Origin of the sequence: Facklamia sp. P12937 (assembly GCF_050409505.1) — a bacterium.
In the GTDB taxonomy this organism is placed as follows: domain Bacteria; phylum Bacillota; class Bacilli; order Lactobacillales; family Aerococcaceae; genus Facklamia.
Window position 1 is genome coordinate 38,517 of sequence record NZ_JBNUPI010000002.1, and the last position, 19,317, is coordinate 57,833.

Sequence of the window (19,317 nt, forward strand, 5' to 3'; positions counted from 1 at the left end):
TATAACCTATTGGTCAGGAATGGTCAATAGGTTGGGGCAAAATTTTTAGGAAAAAATAAACTTCTACTAAATTACTTAAATTATTTTAAAAAGTAATTAATTTCCACTTGTATAGAATCTAAATCAATCAATGAATGATCCTGATAATATTTCTTAATAGTCTTTTGACTCTGATCAATTATAAAATTTAATTGATGCCAGTCTGAGAGGTCAAGTGCATATTCTTCAATTAATAGAGAGATTCGTTGTAAGACTATATCCTTAATTCGATTCCTTTCGATACTGATTAAGAGAGGAAAGCCACTACGAATATCTGTGGCGATCATTGAGGAGGGTAAAAGAAGAATCAGTTTGAAAACCAATTGATTGATTTGGTCTTGGCTAACTTTTTCAATATAAGAACTTAAATCCACCCGATGGTCTAACCATTGTTTAGTTTTTTGCAAGCAATCACCTTTCTTATTATTCAAAAAAATCTTTTCTTTCTAAAGATAGCTTTTCTACGTACTCCCATATCTGATCGGACTCTTTAAGAGAAGCTGCCTTTAAAAAGCTGGCCATCTTAACAATTTCTTTAAATGGAACCCGATGATAAGCAGGTTCGTGGTTGAAGTATGTATTTTGACTATAGGGTTGATCGATGATGGATTCCACAAATTCTACCGTATCTTGATAAGGAACAAGCGGATCATTTTCGCCATGCCAAATATATAAAGGGCGATTGGCTATCTTTTCGGCTTGCTTACTTAAATCTGACTGATAAATAATGGCAAATTCTTTATGTGTTTCTTTTAAAAGTTGATTATTCGTTAGACTTTGATTAGATGATGACTGGTTATTAATAATATTTTGATCAATCAACTTAGAAATGTGCGCACTCCCCATTAAGGAAACGGCTGCTGAAAGAAATGGGTGTCTACTGAGTAAAAGTAAAGTGGTCATTGCTCCCATTGACATTCCCGAAACTGCCACAAAATTATCCTTAGTCGTCGATTTAAAATGGTCGAATAATAATGGAAATTCTTCTATATTAGCTCGAAGAGCCATTAAAAAACCTTGCAATTCTAGCGACTTTCTATCCCCTCTTTTCCCATGTAAATAGGCATCTGGCATGACTACTCGAAAGCCTTGTCGGGCAATTTCCATACCAAAATGTAAATGTTCACCAGCTGAGTTGGTCCATCCATGATAGAAAAAAACAAGTGGTAAGGGCTGATTCACTTGCTCACTAGGAGATAGAGTCCGTCCTGGAAGAGGGCCAAATGGCCCATCTTCAATCACAAAATCAGAAACCATGACATCCATTACATCACTCCTAAAGCTATCTTGGCATAGCGTGATAATTTATCTAAAGACCAGGGTGGATCAAAAGTAATAGTAACTTCAACATTATTAACTTGAGGAACATCTTCGAAAGTTCCATTTAATTCATCCACAATAACATCTGCCATTGGGCACATTGGAGTAGTTAGAGTTAATAAAATCTTTAAAATCCCCTCTTCAGTTAAATCGGCTCGATAAATCAAACCTAAATTAATTAAATCGACCCCTAATTCAGGGTCAATCACATTCGATAAACGATCCACAATCATACGTTCTTCATCATTTAAACTTTTTGTGTCGCGCATTTTTTCTAAATCCATTCAAACGCCTCACTTTCTTTGTTTTCATTCTACATCAATTCAAGCTTTTAGCCAATAATCATGAATAGTTGCCCTTAAGCTTTCATCTTTGCTATAATCGAAGCAATCTCTAAAGGAGGCGAATTAATGAGCCAACATATGATTGCCATTGATTTAGATGGCACTACTCTAAACAATCAATCCAAACTTACTCCTTTAACGATTCAAACATTGCAAAAATTAGATCACATGGGTCATTTAGTTTGTATCGTTACTGGAAGACCTTATCGGACTAGTAAAGAAATTTATCAAGTCTTAAACCTCGTTACACCTATGGTTAATTTTAACGGTGCCTATTGTCACTTCCCTGACCGACCTGAGTGGCTAGCAAGTTACTACCATGAGTTAGATCGTGAAATAGTCTTTGATTTATTTAACCGGCAAGATGAATTAGGCATTCAGCTAGTTTGTGCCGAAGGTAAGGAGCGTCTTTATACTTCCTCAATGAATCTTCCTGAGTCACCCTATTATCCAGCCGAAGACGCAAGCTATCAAAAACTTTCTCGACAAACTCTCATTCATAATCCGATTGCTGTAACCCTTTTCACTTCGGAAGCAGACCAAATACCTATTCAAAAGAAAATCATGGCTAGCTATCCAAATCAAGTTTCTGTTCGAACTTGGGGGGGTGAAATACCCGTTTTAGAAGTGGTTAGTAAAAATTTACACAAGGCAGTGGGTGTTAAAACCATTGCTGACTTCTATCATATTCCTCGTCAAAATATTCTAGCCTTCGGTGATGAAGATAACGACTTGGAGATGATTGAATTTGCAGGTCATGGCGTGGCAATGAGTAATGCCATCCAACCCCTCAAAGATATTGCTAACGATATTACTGAGCATTCCAATGATCAAGATGGTCTGGCTCATTATCTTATCGATTATTTTAATCTTTCTTTTAACTAATAATAAGTTATTACTTTATTTCTGGCTTCACTTTGATATAATTTATTTGAAGAGAAAATTCTAATCTTGCTTATTGAAGGAGGCGTTATGATGTTGAAGCAACTTTTCAGTTTGAAAAAATTCAGAAGCTGCATTCAATCACTCTTTCTGAATAGAAACTCTTCCACTCAGCCTGCATTTCTTGGAGGTAACTTCTCAATTAAAATAATCAACTCACATACCCCCTAACCAATTTTTGGTGGGGGTATTTTATTTTATGTCAAGTAAGTGCAGAGACTAATTTGTGAAAGGAGTGTTGGGATTGTCATTAACTCAAACTAAAAAGAAAGGTTAAGGTGATCCAAATGCTTAAATTGCACGTATCTCGCTCCTAGGCGTTAATAGGAATAAAGTAAACCATCCTTTTAGCAAAAGTAATCAGAAACTAAAAAAGAGCAAAGGAAGAATGTACTGACTCCCGAAAGTTGGATTTCATGGTCCAACTTCTTGGGGTCACTATATCCCTTGCTCTTTTACTTTGTTTAGAAATCGTCATCCTCATGCTCGATTCCATCATATAATTGGTCAAATTCCATCGGCAGGTTGAAAAAGCTAAAGTCTTCGGATTCCTCTTCTAATGGTCTGTCGACTTGAACTTGTTTCCTCATAGCCTTTTGTTGGTCTCTACTAAAGAAATGACCTACCACTTTATTCGAACGAATAAAGTTAATAAAAGCTTTAGGGTCTGTTTGTCGAATGGCTTGCTCTAAGGGGAACATTTCATAGCGGTTTAAAACAACCATTAAGACATCTCGTTTATCACGCGAGTAGCCACCTTGTCCTTCAAGAATAGTTACTCCTCGAACAATTGACTTATAAATAGCGTTGACTACTTCATCCGTATTATTAGTCACTACTAAAGCTGTAAGGCGTTGCTCATTGGTATGAATGGCATCAATTGTTTTAGCTAAGGCATAAATGGAGATCAAGGTATAAAGGGCAAATTCCCAATCATATAATAAGCCAGAAGCTAAAATAATTAATGAGTTGATGGCAAAACCAATGAATGCCACATTCATATCAGTAGCACGAGAAATTACCAAAGTAATAATATCTAAGCCACCACATGACATACCATATTTAATAGTTATCCCAGAACCAATGCCACAAATCACTCCACCTATAATCGCATTAAGCAACGGATTAGAAGAAATGACTGTTAAAGGAATCATATTAGTTGCTAAGGAAGATACAAAAACAACAATTAAGGTCCAAATAGTAAACTGCTTTCCTAATTTCACCCATGAAAGAATAATAATCGGAATATTAAATAGAAAATAGATATTCCCTACTGTCATATAAGGACCTATAACTGGGATATTCACTGCAAAGTAGTTTAAAATTTGTGCTAAACCAGAAGTACCTGATGAGAAAATATTTCCAGGCATTAAAAAGAGTTTTAAGCCAATACCTATACATAAGGCAGCTGTTAAGGCCACCGTCAGTTCAAATAAAAAGTTTAGCCAAGGTCTTTGTTGTATATATTCAATGATCAATTTATTTTTCCTCCATTAAATCATTGGATTAGCAGATTCGCCTAATTTCTTTTCCAATTCAACAAGTAATGCACGCGCAATACTAGAACCCATTACCAATACTTCATAAATTAAAGTAGGGTCTTGAGTGGCTCTTAGTAGGTTACGCAGGTAAATTTCACCATCTCCTGCCAAATAAAGGTTATAATAACCTGTTTTAGCTTCGTTTAATTCATTGATTGCTTCTAATGCTTCAGGGCGCTGATTATAATCTTTTAATAAATGAACATGACGGTAAATAATCTGAGCATCTAAATGAGCGCCTTTAGCATTTTGAATAATCACTTCTACAACAAGTCTACGCTCTTTACTCACCTTAAATTGAAAACGATATAGGTGGTTTCCGTCTTGAATTTCTTGGTAATTAGCAGGTAATTTCTTTTCTTTTAGTAAAGCATCAAATCTTTCTTTAAATTCTGACATTAATTTCCCTCTTTCCTCACAATAAGTGTAATCGAATTTAAGTATATCAAAGTTTGACTTTGAAACAAAGGATTGACTTTCACAATTAAATTGCATAGCTTATAGATAGAATCATAAAAAATTTATATTATTTGAAAAGAGGTAGGAAATGGATAGATTAGAAAAAGCTCAAACTGTTGAAGATTTAATCGAAATTATAAATCTTGAGGCTATTAAGCAGTTACCTAAAGCAACCGAACATTTTATTTCCGATTTACATGGTGAATTCGAAGCCTTTGATCATTTGCTACGGAACTGCTCAGGTGTTATTTCAATTAAGGTCGATGACCTTTTTCATGATACTCTAACTAAAGATGAAAGGTTAGAATTGTGTTTCAATATTTATTACCCAGAAGACTTGATATTAAATGCCAAAAAAACAAAAGATGAATGGATGACACTCCTAGATCAATTAGTTCAAATTACGCGCCATGTTTCTAGTAAGTATACCCGTTCCAAGGTAAGAAAAGCTCTACCAAAATCCTATGCCTATATTCTAGAAGAACTTATTTATCAATATGACGAAAAAGATAATAAGTCACGCTACTACCACACTATTTTTAACACCGTTATTGACCTCAATCTTGCTGACCACTTTGCCATGGCTTTAGCTCAGTTAATTCAACGTTTTGTGGTTGACCACCTCCATGTATTAGGAGACATCTACGATCGAGGACCAAATCCGGATAAAATCGTAGACCGCCTAATGGAAATTCCTTCGCTTGATATTCAATTAGGTAACCATGATATTATCTGGATTGGTGCCTATTCAGGATCATTAGCTTGTTTGACCAATGTTATCCGTATCCAGCTGCGCTATGGTCATAGTCAACTCTTGAAAGATTATGGAATTGACTTAAGTCGCTTAGCCAAATATGGCCATCGCTATTACCAAGACAATCCAGCCTTTCACCCTCGCGGAGATAATTCCGAATTAAGCCAAGAGGAAATTGATGAAATCACACTCATGCATCAAGCTATTTCGATTATGCAATTCAAAGTGGAAAGTCAAATTATCCAACGGCGTCCTGAATTCAATATGGAAGAAAGACTCTTACTGGATAAATTATCCGCTGACCGTCAAAGTGTCGTGGTTGAGGGCGTTGAATACCCAATTAAGAACGGTTGCTTCCAAAGGGTCGATTCTGCAGAACCCTTTGAACTGACTTTAGGCGAGGAATTAGTACTCTTGGACTTATTGCATCAATTCCAAAATTCTGAAAAGTTACAACGTCATATTAACTTTTTAGTCTCAAAGGGAACCATGTATAAGTGCTACAATGGCAACTTACTTTTCCACGGCTGTATCCCCACTCATCAAGACGGTGAATTTATGAAAGTCACCCTAGATGGTAAAGAATATAGTGGACGCAGTTTGATGGAAAAGTTTGGCGAATCGATTACACGAACTTTTCTAGATAAGAACTCTATGGATGATTTTGATACCGATTTAGTATGGTATTTATGGTGTGGTCCTGTTTCTACACTCTTTGGTAAACATGCCATGAAAACATTTGAACGTTACTTCCTTGAAGATAAAACAACCCATAAAGAAATTCAAAATCCATATTATGAGTTAAGGAATGATGAAGATTTTTGCCTAAAAATGCTGGCAGAGTTTGATTTAGAACCGACCGGCTATATTATTAACGGACACACACCTGTTAAAGCCGTTGCAGGTGAAAAACCGGTTAAAGCCAATGGAAAAATGTTAGTCATCGATGGTGGCTTGGCAAAACCTTATCAAAAAGTAACCGGCATTGCCGGCTATACCTTAGTAGATAATTCATTTGAAATTTACATCTGTGCTCACCAGCCATTTACAAGCAGAGAAGATGCTATTGCCTCACGCTTTGATATCCTACCAAAGAAATATGTAGTGACTGAAAAACCAAAACGTTATTATGTTGCCGATACTGATATTGGATTAAGCTTGACTCGGCAAGCTAATGAATTAAAGAAGAACTTACCTACATATCGCTCGGATATCTTTGAACAATAAAATAGTTTCTCATTTAAATGTAGAGAGGAGACCCTCAAAAGAACGTTTTAAACGCTAACTTTTGGGAGTCTCCTCATGTTTATTTTAAATGAAAAAAATTTCCTAACAAAAAAAGAAAGCCTACAGAATAGGCTTTCTGAGTCTTTTCTAACGTCCACGTTCTCTGATACGTGCTGCTTTTCCAGACAATGAACGGATGTAGTATAACTTAGCACGACGTACTCTACCTTTACGTGTTACTTCTAATTTAGCGACACGTGGTGAATGTACAGGGAATGTACGTTCAACACCTACTCCATTAGAAATTTTACGAACAGTATATGTTTCACTGATTCCAACACCACGACGCTTAATTACTAAGCCTTCAAAGATTTGAATACGCTCACGTTCACCTTCAACGATCAGGGCATGAACACGAACATTATCTCCAGGACGGAAATCAGGAACATCATCACGTAATTGAGTTTGGGTAATTTTATCGATTAAATTACTCATTTTCATTTCTCCTTCCAACAAATATTCTTAAATAGTCTTTCTATTTAGCGGAATATCGTTAATTCGGGTCAATAGACCACTTAAACAATTATACAAGAAATAAAACACTTGTAAAGGCTCAATTGCTTAATTTTGAGCCAAATTTTTAAATTCTTCTAGCCACTGCGCTTCTTGCTTACTTAAGCTACGTTTTTTTAACATATCGGGTCTTCTTTCAACTGTTTTTCTCAAACTTTCTTTTTGACGCCATTGGTCAATTCGCTCATGATGACCACTCAATAAAACCTCTGGCACTTCCATTCCGCGAAAATTTTGCGGTCTTGTATATTGAGGGTATTCTAACAAATGATCTTGAAAAGACTCACTAACAATGGATTCAGCATTCCCGACAACTTCCGGTATTAACCTTACTGTCGCATCAATCATCACCATAGTCGGTAACTCCCCGTTGGTTAAAACATAATCACCTAAGGAAACTTCTTGAGAGACATAAGAACGGATCCGTTCATCAAAGCCTTCATAATGGCCGCAAATAAAAACCAACTCATCTTTTGTCGACCACTCTTGCGCCATAGTTTGCGTAAAGGGTTCGCCAGTAGGATCCACCAAGATAATCGGTGTCTTTGAATCTAAGTCGAGACTTTCTAAACACTCCACTATCGGTTCAGGACGCAACAACATACCTGCTCCACCACCATAGGGATAATCATCAACATGACCGTGCTTATTAACGGCAAATTGGCGAAAATCAAGGGTGGAAAACTCAAGAATCCCCTTATCTTGAGCAGCCTTCATTAATGACTCCTGCATAGGGGCAAACATTTGCGGAAAAAGTGTTAATACTTTAACCTTCATCAACAAGTCCCTCCATTAACTCCACCGTTACTTTTCCTTGAGCTAAATCCACTTCTTTAACAACGTCATCAATAAAAGGAAGTAAGATATCTTTTTGCTTTGCTTTTTCAGCTTTAACCACCCAAACATCATTAGAACCTAAGGCCATGATTTCTTTAATCTTTCCTAATTTTTCACCTTGATTTGTATATACACTTAAACCAATAATTTGGTGGTGATAATAAGCCCCTTCTTCTAGTTCTTGCTGGTCATCAGCAGGAATAGCTAAAGTTAGCCCTTTAAAGCTTTCAACTTGATTAATATTACTAAACTCTTTGAATTTTACAAGATAAGAACCCTTATGTTCTTGGAAGGATTCAACAGTCACTTGCTGGATACTTTTTCCGTCTTTCATTACAAATAAATGATTCTCTTTAGCAAAACGTTCCTCTATGAAGTCGGTGTCCATCAATAATTTTAATTGCCCTTTAATACCAAAGGTATTGACAATCCTTGCAACTTGATAATATTCCATATGTGTTCCTCCTGTAAATTCATTTGTAAGTTAAGGGTATAAAAAGTTGTGTTCTTTGTCTAAAGTTTTGAGTACGAGTTTACTCAGGGCACATACAAAAAGACACTAACTTAAGTTAGACTCAGTTTAGTGCCTTAAGATGGAATAAATAATAAGTTACCCTATTATTTTACTCTTCTTCATTATCATTGAGGTCATCAGCAATGACGATACGTGAGCGTTTTTGATCACGTAGACGAACACTGTAAACAATTGTTCGAATTGCTCGAATGACACGGCCTTTTCTACCAATAATTCGTCCTACATCATCAGGATGTAAGATTAAATGATACTCCATAAATTCTTCAGTATCATGAAGTTCAATTTGAAACTCCTCTGGGTGGTCTATTAAAGGTTCCACAATAGTTTGAATTAAACGTTCAATTTTTTCTGTCATTGAGAGCACATCCTTATCTTTTGACGCTATTGATTAGGCTATTTGCTTAATTTAGATTCGTGGAATTTTTGCATAATTCCTTGACTGGATAAAAGGTTACGAACGGTATCTGAGGGTTGTGCCCCATTTGCTAACCATTCTAAAGCCTTCTCTTCATCAATTACTAATTCTCTTGGTTCTGAAACAGGATTGTAAGTACCGATTTTTTCGATAATACGACCGTCACGTGGAGAACGTGCATCTGCTACCACGATACGGTAGAAAGGACGCTTCTTAGCTCCTGAACGCTTTAAACGAATTTTGACTGCCATGTATTTCACCTCCATAAGTTCTATCACAGTTATGAATAATAACAGAAAAAAAACAATCTGTAAAGGGTTTTTCCTTTACAGACTAAAAATTTATTTACGCTTGCGTTTTTTCTTCAACAGACGGGCAATTTTCTTTTGTTCTTGCTCTTTTTGAATCTGCTCTGGCGATTGTATTTTACCCAAAGAAGGTATGCCCATATTTGGCATTCCACCCTTTTGTCCTCCTTGTTGCAATTGATTCATCATTTTGTTCATGCCCCCCATTTTACCATTGGACATTTGACTCATCATTTCACGCGATTGGTTGAATTGCTTAATTAATTGATTAACTTGTTGTAAGGATTGACCACAGCCAGCCGCAATCCTGCGTCGACGACTTTGGGAAATGACATCTGGATTGGTTCTTTCATAAGGAGTCATGGATTGAACCACTGCTTTGACTCGATTCATCTCTTTATCATCGATATTAAAATCTTCCAGACCAGGAATTTTATTCATACCAGGGATCATCTTAAGTAGGTCTTTAATAGGCCCCATTTTACGAACTTGATCCATTTGATCAATAAAATCATTAAAATCAAAGGAAGCATCTTTAATTTTATCAGCCATCTTAGCTGCTTGTTCTTCATCAAAATCTTGTTGAGCCTTCTCAATAAGGGTCATCATATCTCCCATACCGAGAATTCGTCCTGCCATACGATCCGGATGGAAAGGCTCAAGTGCACTTAATTGCTCACCTTGCCCGGTATATTTTATCGGTTTGTCGATAATGGCACGAATAGAAAGCGCGGCTCCTCCTCGTGTATCACCATCTAATTTGGTAATAACAACACCGGTAATATCTAGCGAGTCGTTAAAGGCCGCTGCTACGTTTACAGCATCTTGACCGGTCATAGCATCGACGGTTAAGAGGATTTCATCGGGCTGAACAGCTGCTTTAATCTGACGCAGCTCTTCCATTAATTCTTCATTTACGTGAAGACGACCCGCCGTATCGATTAAGACCACTTCGTTACCATTTAAACGCGCCTGTTGAAGAGCTTCTCTAGCAATCTCGACCGGATTTGCTTGCGTTCCTTGACTGAAAACATCAAAACCAAGTTGTCGACCAATCGTTTGGAGTTGGTCAATGGCTGCTGGACGATAAACGTCTCCAGCAACTAGCAAGGGTTTCTTTAAACCTTGCTCTTTTAAATGTTTCGCCAATTTACCCACCGTAGTTGTTTTACCAGCCCCTTGCAAACCAGCCATCATAATTACGGTTGGTGGTTGTTTAGAGATATTAATCGGGGTATGCTCGCCCCCCATTAATTCGGTTAATTCTTCGTTAACAATTTTAACCACTTGTTGAGCCGGTGACAGTGAGTCTAGGACTTCTGATCCGAGGGCTCTCTCATTTACTTTCTTTACAAAAGTCTTCACTACCTTGAAGTTAACGTCCGCTTCCAGTAAAGCAAGTCGGATCTCACGCATCATTTGTTTAAGGTCGGCTTCGGTAATTTTTTCCCCTTTACCGACAAATGAAATGGAATTCTGTAATCGTTCGGATAATGCTTCAAATGCCATAATATTGCTCCTTTTTAGCTTTCTAATTGAATTAAATAGTCAATTTTTTCTAATATGTCATCTTGATCTGCCACCATTGAGCGAATTTCTTTTAAATGTTTCAGTCGGTCATTGCTTTTGGCTAAAATACGTAACTTTTCCTCATAGCTTTCTAATAATTTTTCTGAACGTTTTAGAATATCATGTACAGCCTGGCGACTAATCTCATAATAGTCTGCGATCTCCGATAATGATAAATCTTCTTCGTAATAAGATTGCATCATGGATAATTGACGATCCGTTAGGAGAGAACCATAGTAGGAAAGTAATTGATTGAGATAGATTGTTTTTTCAAGTGACATCTTAAGCTCCCCTATTGATTAATAACTAGCTAGAATAAGTAACAGTCTTTAAAAAAATACTTAACATTCAATCGCGACTTTTAAATAAATTTACTCCTCCTATTTTAGCATGATTTCAGCCGTCTCACAAATCGATAAGTGAAAAGCTGGGATTAAAGAAAAAGATGTCTTCTATAAGTTGCTTTGGCTTTCTAAAACTTAGATAATGTCTTTCTTAAAATTATTTCTTTACTAGATGTTCCATGTTCAAAGGCCTTATAAAAACGGCTCGCCGCTTGATTCTCTGCCTGGATTAAAAAGTACTGATTTATTTCTTCTTGTAAGCAAATATTCTCAAATGCTTTAAATAATGACTGAGCCACTCCCCTGTGTCGATAGTCTGGCAGTGTATAGACCCAATTGACATAGGCCATCCTATAAGAATCTTGAATGCAAAGATAAGAATGAAACTCCAACCTACCCACAATCTGATGGTCCTCATAAGCTAATAAAGAACGACTTAGTTCGTTGGGTTGATTGGAAACCACTTTAATTATCGCTTCTTCATCTATATCATCCGTTGTCATCCTATCCGGTTCTATTGCCAATGCTTTGTTCAAATAAATGATAAACTCTTCTACGTTTTCTTTTGAAAGTTCTTTGATTTCCATTTTTCTCCCCTTAATCTATAAATATACTATGCTGAATCATCTCTCTATTTTATTAAAAACTATCTGTCCTTAAGACTGTTGTCCATAAACTAGATTCAATCAAGACTTCATCTGATAGCTTAAGCTTAACAGAATAGTCTTTGTTAAACAGTAAAAAAAAGATAAAATAAAAAGAATAGAGCAAAAAACGAACTCCATTCTTTAAAAATCCATTTATTCAACTATTCAGTCTGTTTTAAGAAGTACACCGAAGATCAACGCCTACTTAAATTAGCCAAAGTAAAATAACTCTTCAAATTTTTTATCTAAAGCAATGCAAATAATAAGCGCTAATCTTGCGGATGGGTTAAATTGTCCTTTTTCGATAGCACTAATAGTTTGTCGAGAAGCCCCCACTAATTTGGCTAATTCTTCCTGAGTCAAACTTTTCTCTGCTCTAGCAACTTTTAAGCGATTTAGTAAAACTAATTCTTCTTTTTTTCCCATATTTAAAAAACTCCGTAACTACTTAATAATGAGGCAAAGCCTAATATAATAGCTAATATAGCTATGATCCCACTTAGCAAATAGAGCTTTTTATCTGGCATTTTAGAATACTGATAAAATGAAGCCGCAGCTACTTGAGCCATTAAGATTATCATAATGTCTATGGCTGATTCATTAAAGAAAACCCTCAAAACAATAAGAAGTAACATTACAACCGATACTCCTACCCACCCAATTTGAAAAGCTTTCGTATTAATGGCTTCGTCCCTTTCGTCTTTTTGTGTTCGCTGTGCTTTTTTTAAAACATCCTCTTTTTCCATAGTTTGCTCCTCCTTTAACTATTATTAAAAACTAACATTTAAATAAATAAGGTTTATAGTCACAATGTAAAGTTGGGTTGTCTTTGCCTTTTAATTTTTGAAGCGCATTAAACTAGGCTGCTTTACACTCTTAAGACTTGCTATAGCTATATAATTGTTTGCAAGTACTCGTTCAGAAATGCACCGATTTTTCATCCAAAAACCTTTTATCAATCCAATAAAGAACGATCGGTTCAAATTATTCTTTTAGCAGTTGTTCATTAGAACCATTAGTGAGTGTAAAATTTTAATTTAATTCATTTACATTTTGTTTTCTCTTTATTTTCTAGAGACACATATGAAATTAATAATAAAAAGATTAGAGTGTTAATAAAGTCTATCCATAAAAAATCAATCGATTCAACTGCTTCCTTCATTACTCCTAAAGAAAAGCAATATTTAATTGAATCAAAATAACTTATTCTTCAAACTTTTTATCTGAAGCGATGCAAGTAATGAGCGCTAATTTAGCTGAAGGGTTGAATTGTCCCTTTTCAATGGCACTCGTAGTTTGTTAAGAAGCCCTACTAATTTGGCTAATTCTTCCTGAGTCAAATTTTTTCTCAGCTCTGGCAACTTTTAAGCGATTTTGCAAAACTAATAGTTCTTTTTTGTATTTAAAAAACTCCAAACTTACTTAATAAATAGTAAAATTGCAATATTATAAACAGTAAATTTATTATCCCAAAAATTAAATAGGACTTTTTATCTGGCATTTTACTATATTGATAAAATGAAGAAGCTGATACATGGGCCGTCAAAATTATAGTAATATCTTCAATTGATTGCTGAAAATACATTCTCAGCAAAAGCAGTGCTAACATAACAATTGTTACTCCCAACCATCCGGCACGAAAGGATTTTGTGATGATTACGTCTTCTCTTTCGTCTTTTTGCGCTCGCTGTGCTTTTTTTAAAATAGCCTCTTTTTCCATAGTTTGCTCCTCCTTTAACTATTATCTAAATAATAACATTCCAAAAGAGATATGTAAAGTATTGTTATCACCTTGTAAAGTTTAATTGCTTTTGTGTTTTCACATTATTGTCTTTTATGTGGTAGATTGCAAAATTCTATCCATATCGCCTAGTATTTTAACCATAACCCTATAGCATTAGCTGGGCTTTCAAACAAAAATAAAAAAGAACAGAGTTAGAACTAGCTCTATCCTTAACGGTCAATTGATTCAGTTGTTCAGTTGATTTTAAGAATTAGATCGAAGATCACTCAGAAATTAAAATGGGTATTGAATTTGATCAAGGTGACTACTTTTAATCATTAGTTCTTTATACAAACGATAAGCCAAAATTTCGCCTAAATAAGCAAAGGCTGAAGACAAAGGCATTACAACAAGGATAGCGTTAAGAGGTAAGATGAGTATGAAAAGACTCATCATTTTTCAGTTAATATGGACTAGACAGTTCGCAAGTCGAGGGAAATAGATTATTCCTATTAAGGCAGGTAATAATATTTTTTCAACTAATTGTTCTGGGGCTTGTAGAAATAAGATGATTCCAAATAACGTCAATAAGCTGATCACTAACAGTTTTCTTTTTGTGTTCTTCATAAAATTCTCCTTGTTTAGTCTGCCAACTTTGCACTCTCTATAATATGTACCAATCAGATACACTACCGTCTTTCAAGATTGACTGTCATCTTTAAAAGAGTTTATAAATCAGCTAGTTTGACAGCTTAAGTTGTTTAATTTACTTTTTCTTGGCAAATAAAACAAAAAAACAACTACTTCCTAAGTCTAAAAGTAGATTTAGAAAAAAGTTGTTTTAAGGATTATAAATAGAATGACTAAGGATTAACTAATTACCTTTAAATAAACTTGCTTCATTGAAATAAACGATTTAGGGCATAAAATGCCCCCACCCTTTTCCAATTGCATAGCCGGCACCATAGAAAAAAGTAACAATCAGTAACCCATAAACGATCATTTTTAAAATCTCTGTTATTTTTTGGTATTTTTCCAATTCATTTGCATCTTTTTCAACTTTTTTCATCAGATCAACATCCCCTCTTAACATATAATCTATAGATATTTGATAAAAATTACTAATCTTAATCAAGGTTGGAATATCAGGAAAGCTTTTTCCTACTTCCCAACTAGACAATGTTTGTCGTGTGACATTCAACGAATCAGCAACCTGCTGCTGAGTAAGTTTAAGTTCTTTTCTCTTTTCCTTTAAGATCTGATTGAGCATCGTCTTCACCTCCTAAATTTAAGATAGGCTTTATCAGAGTTTTGGCCTAGCAATTTGAAATTGCAAGTGATCATATTTTGGCAAATATTCTTTGCATGGCGATTATATCAGGGATTGCTTTGAATTTATATCATTCAAATGAATTGTTAAGACTTTCAACTGTCCTATTTATTTTTAGCAAATAAAATGAATTTCCATATTTAAAAGAGACTCGAATGGTTCTCTTTTATAGTTCTTAATATTTTTCATAATTTTCTGACTAAAAGCAAAAGATTATTTAAATTTAAATTAAAAGTTTTATTTTTATAACTTCTAACATAATTCTATTATAAATCTCTAATTTTCATTTTTTCAATTTGGGAAGAAATTTTTAATTGCTTTCTCATAACAAAATATATAGCTAATAGAATAAAGGTAGGTATATTGTTTACTAAGAGTGTCGATACAAAATCCATTAAACTTTTCATGTTATCGGATTGTTCCAGGGGGGTGATGGTTAAAATAAGTGATAAAGACATAGAATAGACAAAACTTAAAGAGGGCAGTATCAAGCCAAACCATTTATTTTTAAGTTTAGATAATAATATTTGTAAGATAATAATTAATGCCCCATATACAATAAACATAATCAAAGCAGCTCTCATATCATTCAACTCCTTTCATCTTTTTATACTCTGAAACCAAAATTTTAGCTGTTTCAAAATCAAGCTTATCATTAACAGCCAATCGTTTAATTAAAGAGATATAAGGTTCATTTGCAATATCATCGCTCATTTGAATTTTTTGGATAAGCCTATCTAACCTTAGTCTTACTGTCGGATATGTAACCTCATATTGTTTAGCGATTTCTTTTAAAGAGCCAGATGCTAATATAAATCTTTTGATAAAAGATAAATCTTCTTCTTCAAGATTTGCCATCCATTCAGGAATAATATTAATTTTCATTTCATCCTCCTTCTTTAATTAAATTAAAGTTATCATTTAACATTATTAAAGTCAATCTTTATCCTATACTTTTACATTATTTAAATTAGGTTTATATAAAAACTGTTTTTAGTGATAAAATGAAGCTTAACTCAACAATTGATTCTAGTGAGACTACTATTTAGGAATTAAACTAAAAGCTAGCTTTAATTTTAGTATAAAGTTTAACTATTAGCCTGAGATAATTATTATATCGGCCTCTCTTAAAAACAACTTCATTATTGCTAAAAAAGAGTAAGTTATAACACTTCATAACTTACTCCTTTTTTTATATTTGATTTAAGAAAGCTAGTCATACTAACTCATAGCTCTTTGCTAACTGATTAGAGAAAAAAATTCAGCAAAATATTCTGCGAGTGTAGTATCAAATAAATATATTGATAGACCATTGACCATGGCACTAAAAATATAAAACAAAAACAAAAAAGAATAGTTTCTTTAAAGCACTTTTAATAGTCTTATTCATATTTATCCCTTATGTTATAAAATTTTATCGCATGAGATAATTGATCGTTATCCATTGTTAAGAAGACAACCTTAATAGAGCTTATCCCCTTACAAGATAATTGAAATTCCTAACTTAGAATTAACTAATTAGAGATTGACATATATCCATTCAAAACAACATAGCTCTAAAAATTTGGTTTAAATGTATAATCTTTAAACCCTGTCTTATATCCATTCAAAACAACATAGCTCTAAAACAACGTTTCGTTTTGAATTCAAAGAATTCAGGTCTTATATCCATTCAAAACAACATAGCTCTAAAACTAAGGTGGTGGAGAGAAAAAACTTGAATGGTCTTATATCCATTCAAAACAACATAGCTCTAAAACTACTATCAACAATAGAATTTTTAGTTATTTGTCTTATATCCATTCAAAACAACATAGCTCTAAAACGTAAAGAAGGAATTACTAAACAAGAAGCTAGTCTTATATCCATTCAAAACAACATAGCTCTAAAACTAACATCGCTTGTCAATTCGTTTTTTAAACGTCTTATATCCATTCAAAACAACATAGCTCTAAAACCAGACTACTTTATATTGTATGAAGGCGATAGTCTTATATCCATTCAAAACAACATAGCTCTAAAACACAGGAACAATAGTTAAAGATTATGAAGTTGTCTTATATCCATTCAAAACAACATAGCTCTAAAACATAATTGCACTTATAGGAACTCTGAAACATGTCTTATATCCATTCAAAACAACATAGCTCTAAAACTGCTAGGAGTAAACCCTTATAAGTCTAAGTGTCTTATATCCATTCAAAACAACATAGCTCTAAAACCCAACAAATCGCTAATCTTAGTCGGATCTTGTCTTATATCCATTCAAAACAACATAGCTCTAAAACCGGGCTACTGCTCAAATGCACGCTAACTTAGTCTTATATCCATTCAAAACAACATAGCTCTAAAACCGTTCCTTGCTTCATAAACAAAGCGCCTACGTCTTATATCCATTCAAAACAACATAGCTCTAAAACTGGGTTTCAACCTGTGCTTTACCGTAAAAAGTCTTATATCCATTCAAAACAACATAGCTCTAAAACACCCCGCGCTAGAATAGTCACACTTTACGGGTCTTATATCCATTCAAAACAACATAGCTCTAAAACAGCTAGCTGATTCATATATAAACGCTTCTAGTCTTATATCCATTCAAAACAACATAGCTCTAAAACTTTCAACTTCACTTGATAACGTGAAGAACGGTCTTATATCCATTCAAAACAACATAGCTCTAAAACTGGTATGATGACGAAGCCGATTATAATACAGTCTTATATCCATTCAAAACAACATAGCTCTAAAACCCATGGTTTCCCACACCAACATCATCAAATGTCTTATATCCATTCAAAACAACATAGCTCTAAAACCTTTTGATTATTTATATCCATTTAACTTTAGTCTTATATCCATTCAAAACAACATAGCTCTAAAACTTAGGATTGATGAGCACTTTATCAGAATCAGTCTTATATCCATTCAAAACAACATAGCTCTAAAACATACTGAAGGGGTTTCTTCTTTAGGACTAAGTCTTATATCCATTCAAAACAACATAGCTCTAAAACTGTTCACCGTTCAAAATCATAACATAATAAGTCTTATATCCATTCAAAACAACATAGCTCTAAAACTACTCTAAAGACATGGAAATTGTTAGAAAAGTCTTATATCCATTCAAAACAACATAGCTCTAAAACTTGCATTAAATATTTACAAAAAAATAAGTTAGTCTTATATCCATTCAAAACAACATAGCTCTAAAACTATTGGATATAAACATCAGATTCGTTTACAGTCTTATATCCATTCAAAACAACATAGCTCTAAAACACCAACACTCACAACCCAGCAATCCAACCTGTCTTATATCCATTCAAAACAACATAGCTCTAAAACACCCGTAATCATTTTGACCGTATTGGATATGTCTTATATCCATTCAAAACAACATAGCTCTAAAACTAGGTAAATTAATATATCGTGACGCCTCGTGTCTTATATCCATTCAAAACAACATAGCTCTAAAACTCAATTTGATAGTAAGTAATAACTCTATGAGTCTTATATCCATTCAAAACAACATAGCTCTAAAACCGCGTTTCACAATAGCCGTCTTACCAATCCGTCTTATATCCATTCAAAACAACATAGCTCTAAAACGAACTTCGTTATGCTGATTTCTTAAAATATAGTCTTATATCCATTCAAAACAACATAGCTCTAAAACCTCGCAATGCTTGGAGACCTTATTATGAAGCTATTTGTTTTTGCGAAAACTTCAGTTTTGAATGGGTAATTTTTTATTCTTCAAATTTATAAACATAATATTCTGAATCTATTACATATTGAGGGTATCCATATAACTTTCGTGGTTCTATAAAAAGTGTACGTAACCCATAACTAGTAATGTATTCAAATAAATCATGGACTTGATCTCGTGTTAAATAAGAAAGTGAATTGATAATGATTAATAACTTCTTTTTTTTCAAATAATTAACTACTTGAACTATATCATAAAAGCGTTCATTTATCGAGTGATAATCAGTAGCAATTGTCACATTAAATAACTTCAAAACTGCTTTTATATCCACTTCATTAGCTATTAAGTCTAGCTCTGAATCTATTAATGCATCGTCTACTTGTACTAGTAATTGGTGCAGAGTTTGCTCTAATTGATTCTTTTTTTCAGGCGTCTCATTTAATTGATCTATTATATCTTGATAGATTATATTTAAGAAAGTGGTTGAATTAATTTGATACCCTAGTATATCTGTGATTATAACCATTTCATTGGCTTTTAAGTTATTGTTTTTATGGTCATAAAATTTTAACTCTGCCTCTTCAGTGTAAGAGTATATTTGTTCAATAATGTTTGAAAAAAGTTTGACCTCCTCAATTACCAATAGTGTAGGACATTCAATTAAAAGCGGTTGATCGAGCATTTTAAAATTAATCTTCACT

At 34.0% G+C, this 19,317-nt stretch carries 23 protein-coding genes and 1 CRISPR repeat array; of the genes, 2 read left to right on the top strand and 21 right to left on the bottom strand.

Annotated elements, in window-relative coordinates; translation table 11 throughout:
* Nucleotides 1–80: 80 nt before the first annotated feature.
* The 3 genes from ACQV2R_RS00995 to ACQV2R_RS01005 are packed head-to-tail and all read right to left on the bottom strand — an operon-like array spanning nucleotide 81 to nucleotide 1,643.
* Entirely contained in the window at nucleotides 81–446 is a 366-nt protein-coding gene (locus ACQV2R_RS00995; RefSeq protein WP_428873925.1) for a hypothetical protein, read from the bottom strand.
* A gap of 16 nt (nucleotides 447–462) precedes the next feature.
* Nucleotides 463–1,305 (bottom strand): serine aminopeptidase domain-containing protein, encoded by an 843-nt coding sequence (locus ACQV2R_RS01000; protein WP_428875443.1) that lies wholly within the window; start codon nucleotides 1,303–1,305, stop codon nucleotides 463–465.
* Entirely contained in the window at nucleotides 1,305–1,643 is a 339-nt protein-coding gene (locus ACQV2R_RS01005; RefSeq protein ID WP_428873923.1) for a metal-sulfur cluster assembly factor, read from the bottom strand. The genes ACQV2R_RS01000 and ACQV2R_RS01005 overlap by 1 nt, the downstream gene beginning before the upstream one ends.
* Nucleotides 1,644–1,769: 126 nt before the next feature.
* On the opposite strand from ACQV2R_RS01005, the gene ACQV2R_RS01010 reads away from it, so the two are divergent.
* Nucleotides 1,770–2,588 carry a Cof-type HAD-IIB family hydrolase gene (locus ACQV2R_RS01010; RefSeq protein ID WP_428873922.1) on the top strand — a complete coding sequence of 273 codons (819 nt, stop codon included), beginning with the start codon at nucleotides 1,770–1,772 and terminating at the stop codon, nucleotides 2,586–2,588.
* A gap of 521 nt (nucleotides 2,589–3,109) precedes the next feature.
* Here ACQV2R_RS01010 and ACQV2R_RS01015 read toward each other — a convergent pair.
* Nucleotides 3,110–4,123, bottom strand: a complete 1,014-nt coding sequence (locus tag ACQV2R_RS01015) for a YitT family protein (RefSeq protein ID WP_428873921.1) — start codon at nucleotides 4,121–4,123, stop codon at nucleotides 3,110–3,112.
* Nucleotides 4,124–4,138: 15 nt separating this feature from the next.
* A complete protein-coding gene (locus tag ACQV2R_RS01020) occupies nucleotides 4,139–4,585 on the bottom strand; it encodes a hypothetical protein (protein WP_428873920.1) in 447 nt (148 codons plus the stop codon).
* A 148-nt stretch (nucleotides 4,586–4,733) separates the two neighbouring features.
* Here ACQV2R_RS01020 and ACQV2R_RS01025 point away from each other — a divergent pair, with 148 nt between their 5' ends.
* Nucleotides 4,734–6,626, top strand: coding sequence for a fructose-1,6-bisphosphatase (locus ACQV2R_RS01025; protein WP_428875445.1), 1,893 nt, complete (start codon nucleotides 4,734–4,736; stop codon nucleotides 6,624–6,626).
* A 147-nt stretch (nucleotides 6,627–6,773) separates the two neighbouring features.
* Here ACQV2R_RS01025 and rplS read toward each other — a convergent pair whose 3' ends face one another.
* From rplS to csn2, 16 genes are all read right to left on the bottom strand, one after another.
* Nucleotides 6,774–7,121 (bottom strand): 50S ribosomal protein L19, encoded by a 348-nt coding sequence (gene rplS / locus ACQV2R_RS01030; RefSeq protein ID WP_428873918.1) that lies wholly within the window; start codon nucleotides 7,119–7,121, stop codon nucleotides 6,774–6,776.
* Between the two features lie 126 nt (nucleotides 7,122–7,247).
* Entirely contained in the window at nucleotides 7,248–7,976 is a 729-nt protein-coding gene (gene trmD / locus ACQV2R_RS01035; RefSeq protein ID WP_428891695.1) for a tRNA (guanosine(37)-N1)-methyltransferase TrmD, read from the bottom strand.
* A complete protein-coding gene (rimM, locus tag ACQV2R_RS01040; protein ID WP_428891696.1) occupies nucleotides 7,966–8,490 on the bottom strand; it encodes a ribosome maturation factor RimM in 525 nt (174 codons plus the stop codon). Before rimM ends, trmD begins: the two co-directional genes overlap by 11 nt.
* A 169-nt stretch (nucleotides 8,491–8,659) precedes the next feature.
* Nucleotides 8,660–8,926: a KH domain-containing protein gene (locus ACQV2R_RS01045; RefSeq protein ID WP_428873915.1), complete on the bottom strand. Its 267-nt coding sequence runs from the start codon at nucleotides 8,924–8,926 to the stop codon at nucleotides 8,660–8,662.
* Nucleotides 8,927–8,964: 38 nt separating this feature from the next.
* On the bottom strand, nucleotides 8,965–9,237 hold the full coding sequence (rpsP, locus tag ACQV2R_RS01050; RefSeq protein WP_428873914.1) for a 30S ribosomal protein S16: 273 nt from the start codon (nucleotides 9,235–9,237) through the stop codon (nucleotides 8,965–8,967).
* A 90-nt stretch (nucleotides 9,238–9,327) separates the two neighbouring features.
* Nucleotides 9,328–10,803, bottom strand: a complete 1,476-nt coding sequence (ffh, locus tag ACQV2R_RS01055; protein ID WP_428873913.1) for a signal recognition particle protein — start codon at nucleotides 10,801–10,803, stop codon at nucleotides 9,328–9,330.
* A gap of 14 nt (nucleotides 10,804–10,817) precedes the next feature.
* Entirely contained in the window at nucleotides 10,818–11,144 is a 327-nt protein-coding gene (ylxM, locus tag ACQV2R_RS01060) for a YlxM family DNA-binding protein (protein WP_428873912.1), read from the bottom strand.
* A gap of 191 nt (nucleotides 11,145–11,335) precedes the next feature.
* Complete coding sequence (locus tag ACQV2R_RS01065; protein WP_428875470.1) at nucleotides 11,336–11,794, bottom strand: N-acetyltransferase family protein; 459 nt, start codon at nucleotides 11,792–11,794, stop codon at nucleotides 11,336–11,338.
* 270 nt (nucleotides 11,795–12,064) lie between these two features.
* Nucleotides 12,065–12,280: a helix-turn-helix transcriptional regulator gene (locus ACQV2R_RS01070; RefSeq protein WP_428873910.1), complete on the bottom strand. Its 216-nt coding sequence runs from the start codon at nucleotides 12,278–12,280 to the stop codon at nucleotides 12,065–12,067.
* Nucleotides 12,281–12,282: 2 nt separating this feature from the next.
* Nucleotides 12,283–12,600, bottom strand: coding sequence for a DUF6442 family protein (locus tag ACQV2R_RS01075; protein WP_428891697.1), 318 nt, complete (start codon nucleotides 12,598–12,600; stop codon nucleotides 12,283–12,285).
* A gap of 656 nt (nucleotides 12,601–13,256) precedes the next feature.
* A complete protein-coding gene (locus tag ACQV2R_RS01080; RefSeq protein WP_428875471.1) occupies nucleotides 13,257–13,574 on the bottom strand; it encodes a DUF6442 family protein in 318 nt (105 codons plus the stop codon).
* 462 nt (nucleotides 13,575–14,036) lie between these two features.
* Nucleotides 14,037–14,204, bottom strand: a complete 168-nt coding sequence (locus tag ACQV2R_RS01085; RefSeq protein WP_428891698.1) for a hypothetical protein — start codon at nucleotides 14,202–14,204, stop codon at nucleotides 14,037–14,039.
* Between the two features lie 289 nt (nucleotides 14,205–14,493).
* Complete coding sequence (locus ACQV2R_RS01090; protein ID WP_428891699.1) at nucleotides 14,494–14,847, bottom strand: helix-turn-helix transcriptional regulator; 354 nt, start codon at nucleotides 14,845–14,847, stop codon at nucleotides 14,494–14,496.
* Nucleotides 14,848–15,173: 326 nt separating this feature from the next.
* Entirely contained in the window at nucleotides 15,174–15,491 is a 318-nt protein-coding gene (locus ACQV2R_RS01095; RefSeq protein WP_428875473.1) for a hypothetical protein, read from the bottom strand.
* A 1-nt stretch (nucleotide 15,492) separates the two neighbouring features.
* Nucleotides 15,493–15,792 carry a DUF2089 family protein gene (locus ACQV2R_RS01100; protein ID WP_428873905.1) on the bottom strand — a complete coding sequence of 100 codons (300 nt, stop codon included), beginning with the start codon at nucleotides 15,790–15,792 and terminating at the stop codon, nucleotides 15,493–15,495.
* A 642-nt stretch (nucleotides 15,793–16,434) separates the two neighbouring features.
* A CRISPR array of direct repeats spans nucleotides 16,435–18,583; the repeat unit is 36 nt; unit sequence GTCTTATATCCATTCAAAACAACATAGCTCTAAAAC.
* 73 nt (nucleotides 18,584–18,656) lie between these two features.
* Complete coding sequence (gene csn2, locus ACQV2R_RS01105) at nucleotides 18,657–19,316, bottom strand: type II-A CRISPR-associated protein Csn2 (RefSeq protein ID WP_428891700.1); 660 nt, start codon at nucleotides 19,314–19,316, stop codon at nucleotides 18,657–18,659.
* Nucleotide 19,317: the final 1 nt, after the last annotated feature.